Source organism: Mesorhizobium sp. A623, from assembly GCF_054489405.1.
Genome location: NZ_JBTMXB010000082.1, coordinates 1 through 4217, shown reverse-complemented (window position 1 = coordinate 4217; position 4217 = coordinate 1). Strand labels below are relative to the sequence as shown.

The window sequence follows — 4217 nt, the reverse complement described above, 5'->3', positions numbered from 1 at the left end:
ATCGTCTTCCAGCAGTTCAACCTCATTCCCTCTCTGGACGTCGCCGCCAACATCGCCTTCCAGGCGCGTCTGAACGGTACGGCTGAACCGGGGGAGCTTTTGCGGCTGGCCGGCGCGCTCGGGCTGGAGGGGCAGTTGCGGAAGTATCCCGAGCAATTGTCCGGCGGCCAGCAGCAGCGGGTGGCGATCGCCCGCGCGCTGGCCGCCCGTCCCAAGCTGATCCTCGCGGACGAGCCGACGGGCAACCTCGATGAGGCGACCGCGGACGAGGTGATGGAGCAGTTCCTGGCGCTCGTGACCGGCACTGGCGCGGCGCTGCTGATGGTCACGCATTCCCCGCGCCTTGCAGCGCGGCTTGGGCGGCAGGCGCATCTCAGGCAAGGCCGGCTCGCATGACGGGCGCGATCCTGTCGGCACTGGCTTCGCACTGGCGGCGCAACCGGCTTCAATTGCTGACGCTGGTTCTCGGCCTCGCGCTGGCGACTTCCCTGTGGTCGGGGGTCCAGGCAATCAACGCAGAGGCCCGTGCCAGCTACGATGCGGCTGCCGCCACGCTGGCCGAAGCTCGCTTCGACCAGTTGTTGCCGCGCGAAGGGGATTCGATAGCGCAGGCGCTTTTCGTGGCGTTGCGCCGCGCTGGCTGGCTGGTCAGCCCGGTGGTGGAGGGAAGGCTGCGCGTCGGCGGCACGGTGGTGAGACTGGTCGGGATCGATCCCCTTACCGCGCCGCCGGGTTCGACCGCGCGCGCGACACTGGCGCGCACCGACCTCACCGGCTTCCTGCGCACGCACACGCTGGTCGCCGGCCCGGAAACGGCCACGCTACTTGTGGCGAACTTGCCCAACCCGGTGCTGCGCGATCAAGCGGTTGCGCCAGGCACCGTGCTCGCCGACATCGGCGTCGCCCAGAAGTTGCTTGGCCGTGCCGGGCGCATCAGCCGCCTGATCGTCTTACCGGAGCAGCCTCTGCGGCAACGGTCGCTGGCCGAGATCGCGCCCGACCTTGTCCTCCGGCGTGCGGACGGCGCGAGTGATGTCGGCCGGCTGACCGACAGCTTCCACCTCAATCTCACGGCCTTCGGCTTCCTTAGTTTCGCGGTCGGCATCTTCATCGTCCATGGCGCGATCGGTCTTGCCTTCGAGCAGCGGCGTAGCATGGTCCGTACCCTGCGTGCGCTCGGTGTCCCCCTCCGGCGCCTGATCGTTCTGATGGTGCTGGAGCTTGTCGTGCTGGCGACGCTTGCCGGCGCGCTCGGCATCGTGCTCGGCTACTTCATCGCAACGCTGTTGATGCCGGATGTAGCAGCAACGATACGGGGCCTCTATGGCGCCGACGTTGCAGGTACGCTGCAGATCCGCCCAGCATGGTGGCTTTCGGGAATGGCCATGGCGCTCGGCGGCACATTGTTTGCCTCCGCGAGCGCCATGTGGCGGCTGGCGCGAATGCCGGTCCTGGCAAGCGCCGGCGGGCGCGCCTGGGCGCTGGCCTCGGGACGGACGCGCAAGCTGCAAGCCGCGGTCGCTGTCGTACTACTCGTGACGGCGGGGGTGCTGGCTATCGCCGGTGGCGGGCTGATTGCCGGCTTCGCATTGCTTGCCTGCCTGCTGCTCGGGGCGGCGCTTGCATTGCCGTCTTGCCTGGCGGCGATCCTGCGTCTTGGTGAAGGGCAAGCAACCCGCGTCATGGCGCAATGGTTCTGGGCCGACACACGCCAGCAATTGCCCGGCCTCGGGCTTGCGCTGATGGCGTTGCTTCTTGCCATGGCCGCCAATGTCGGCGTTTCCTCGATGGTTTCGAGCTTCCGACTGACCTTTATCGGTTTTCTCGACCAGCGCCTGTCAGCCGAACTCTACGTTAATGTGGGCGCGACCACAGACCGGGCGGGCCTGGAACGCTTCCTTGCGGCTCGCGCCGACGCCGTGTTACCGGTCATGTCGATCGACGCGATGCTCGCAGGCCTGCCGGCGGAAGTTTTCGGGGCACGCATCGGCTACACCTACCGCGAGAACTGGCGCTTCCTCGACGCTGTCCCCGCAGTATGGGACGAGGTTGAAGAGGGCAAGGCGGTCGTTATCAACGAGCAACTCTCTCGCCGCGCCGGCCTGCGCGTCGGCTCCATGCTCGCGCTTGGCCCCGGACTGTCGCTGCCGATCGCGGGCATCGTCGGCGACTACGGAAACCCGATCGGCCAGGCCATCATCGGCGAGGCGCTGTTCCGTCAGACCTTCCCCGACATCGTGCCCGCCCGCTACGGCGTGCGCACTTCCGACCCGGAGGGCTTGCGCCATGCGCTGGTCGAGGAGGCTGGGCTACCGCCCGCCTGCATCGTCGACCAAGCGGCGCTCAAGGCGTTCTCGCTATCGGTGTTCGAGCGCACCTTCTCGGTGACCGGGGCGCTGAACGTGCTGACGCTGGCCGTTGCCGCCTTCGCGATCCTGATGAGCCTGCTCACGCTGGCGGCGATGCGGCTGCCGCAGATGGCGCCTGTCTGGGCAATGGGGACGACCCAGCGCCGGCTCGCTGGGCTGGAGATCCTCCGCACCCTCCTGCTTGCCGGGGTCACTGCGGTGCTGGCCTTGCCGCTGGGTCTGACGCTCGCCTGGGTGCTGCTCGCCATCGTCAATGTCGAGGCGTTCGGCTGGCGCCTGCCGATGTATCTGTTTCCCGCCGAATACACCCGCTTGATGCTCTTTGCGCTCGCCGCCGCGCTGCTCGCCGCGCTGTGGCCAGCTTGGCGGCTCGCGCGCATGGAGCCGGCCGCGCTGCTGAGGATTTTCGCCAATGAACGCTAGATCGTTTCAGGGTTTCACGGAAACGGTGAACCGACCCATTCTATTGTTTTCACGCAATTCCAGGCGGGAAACCGCGGCGCACTTTTCCTGGAATTGCACCGGGGCACTCATCTTCCTGCTGTTGTGCCTGGGCAATGCCTTTGCCCAGGGCTTTGCCGGGCTGGGCACCGACGCCGGAGGCTTCGCTGTTCCGGAAGCGGGCAAGCGATTCCAATTCCCCCGCGATCATGGAGCCCATCCAGACTACCGGATCGAGTGGTGGTACGTCACTGCGAACCTCACTGGGCCTGATGGCGCGGACTACGGCCTGCAATGGACACTGTTCCGCTCGGCGCTCGCGCCGGGCGAGGCCGAGGGGTGGGAGAGCCCGCAGTTATGGTTTGGCCATGCGGCCGTCACCAGCATCTCGACGCACCGCGCCACGGAACGTTTCGCGCGTGGCGGCACGGGCCAGGCGGGCGTGACCGCCGCGCCCTTCGCCGCCTGGATCGACGACTGGCAAATGGCGGGCAACAGCTTCGACCACCTGCGGCTAACTGCGACCGGCAAGGACTTCGCCTACGACATCGCGATGCACGCTCAAGGCCCGCTCGTTTTCCATGGCGACCATGGCTACTCGGTGAAGTCGGCGAAGGGGCAGGCGAGCTATTACTACTCCCAGCCCTTCTTCGCGGTCGAGGGAACGCTCGCGCTGCCCGAGGGCGAGGTGCCGGTGCGCGGCACCGCGTGGCTCGACCGCGAATGGTCGTCGCAGCCTTTGGCTCAGGACCAGGCCGGCTGGGACTGGTTCTCGCTCTCCTTCGACACTGGCGAGAAGTTGATGGGTTTCAGCCTGCGCGCCGCCTCAGGCGGCAGCTTCACCTCGGCCACCTGGATTGGGGCGGACGGTGCAGCGACACCTTATGACGATGGCAATCTTGTCGCCACGCCGCTGGAAACGAGCCGGGTGGAAGGTCGCGACGTTCCAACTCGCTGGCGGCTCACCTTGCCTGACCGTGCACTCGACGTCACCGTCGGCGCGCTCAACGCTCATGCCTGGATGGGGCTCAGCATTCCGTATTGGGAAGGTCCGGTGCGGGTGACCGGCTCTCACCCGGGCAAGGGCTATCTCGAGATGACCGGCTACGAGCGACGCTGACCGTGGGCTGCGGGTTAGGATGTCAGCACACTGCGTGTGCTTCAGCAAAAAGCCCCTTGCCGCCCTGATAAACACCGACAAAGTCTCAGCCAGGATCGCTGACGGGCTGTTCGAGGAATTCTATAATCGGAGAAACCCGTTCGGCATATCGTATTTGGCATGTCTGGAATCGTCACTCTGAGGCAAACTTTGCGTGCTGAGAAAGATGTGTCTCTCCTTGTCCGCCGAGCACAAAGTGGTCCATTCCGCTGGTTTTGCGTAGCCTCACGCCTCGATTTCAAGCGCCG

The 4217-nt window shown here is 66.2% G+C and carries 3 protein-coding genes; all 3 read left to right on the top strand.

Annotated features, from left to right (window positions below):
• Positions 1–396, top strand: a 396-nt coding sequence (locus tag ACX3P1_RS27705) for an ABC transporter ATP-binding protein (RefSeq protein ID WP_459082953.1), incomplete at its 5' end; no start/stop codon positions are given.
• Positions 393–2792 (top strand): ABC transporter permease, encoded by a 2400-nt coding sequence (locus ACX3P1_RS27700; protein WP_459082951.1) that lies wholly within the window; start codon positions 393–395, stop codon positions 2790–2792. The genes ACX3P1_RS27705 and ACX3P1_RS27700, both read left to right, overlap by 4 nt.
• A complete protein-coding gene (locus tag ACX3P1_RS27695) occupies positions 2782–3930 on the top strand; it encodes a lipocalin-like domain-containing protein (protein WP_459082949.1) in 1149 nt (382 codons plus the stop codon). Before ACX3P1_RS27700 ends, ACX3P1_RS27695 begins: the two co-directional genes overlap by 11 nt.
• Positions 3931–4217 lie beyond the last annotated feature (287 nt).

What these genes read in the sequence shown, in the direction of transcription:
- ACX3P1_RS27700 (WP_459082951.1), top strand. Translation starts at nt 393, where the DNA reads ATGACGGGCGCGATCCTGTCGGCACTGGCTTCGCACTGGCGGCGCAAC.
- ACX3P1_RS27695 (WP_459082949.1), top strand. Translation starts at nt 2,782, where the DNA reads ATGAACGCTAGATCGTTTCAGGGTTTCACGGAAACGGTGAACCGACCC.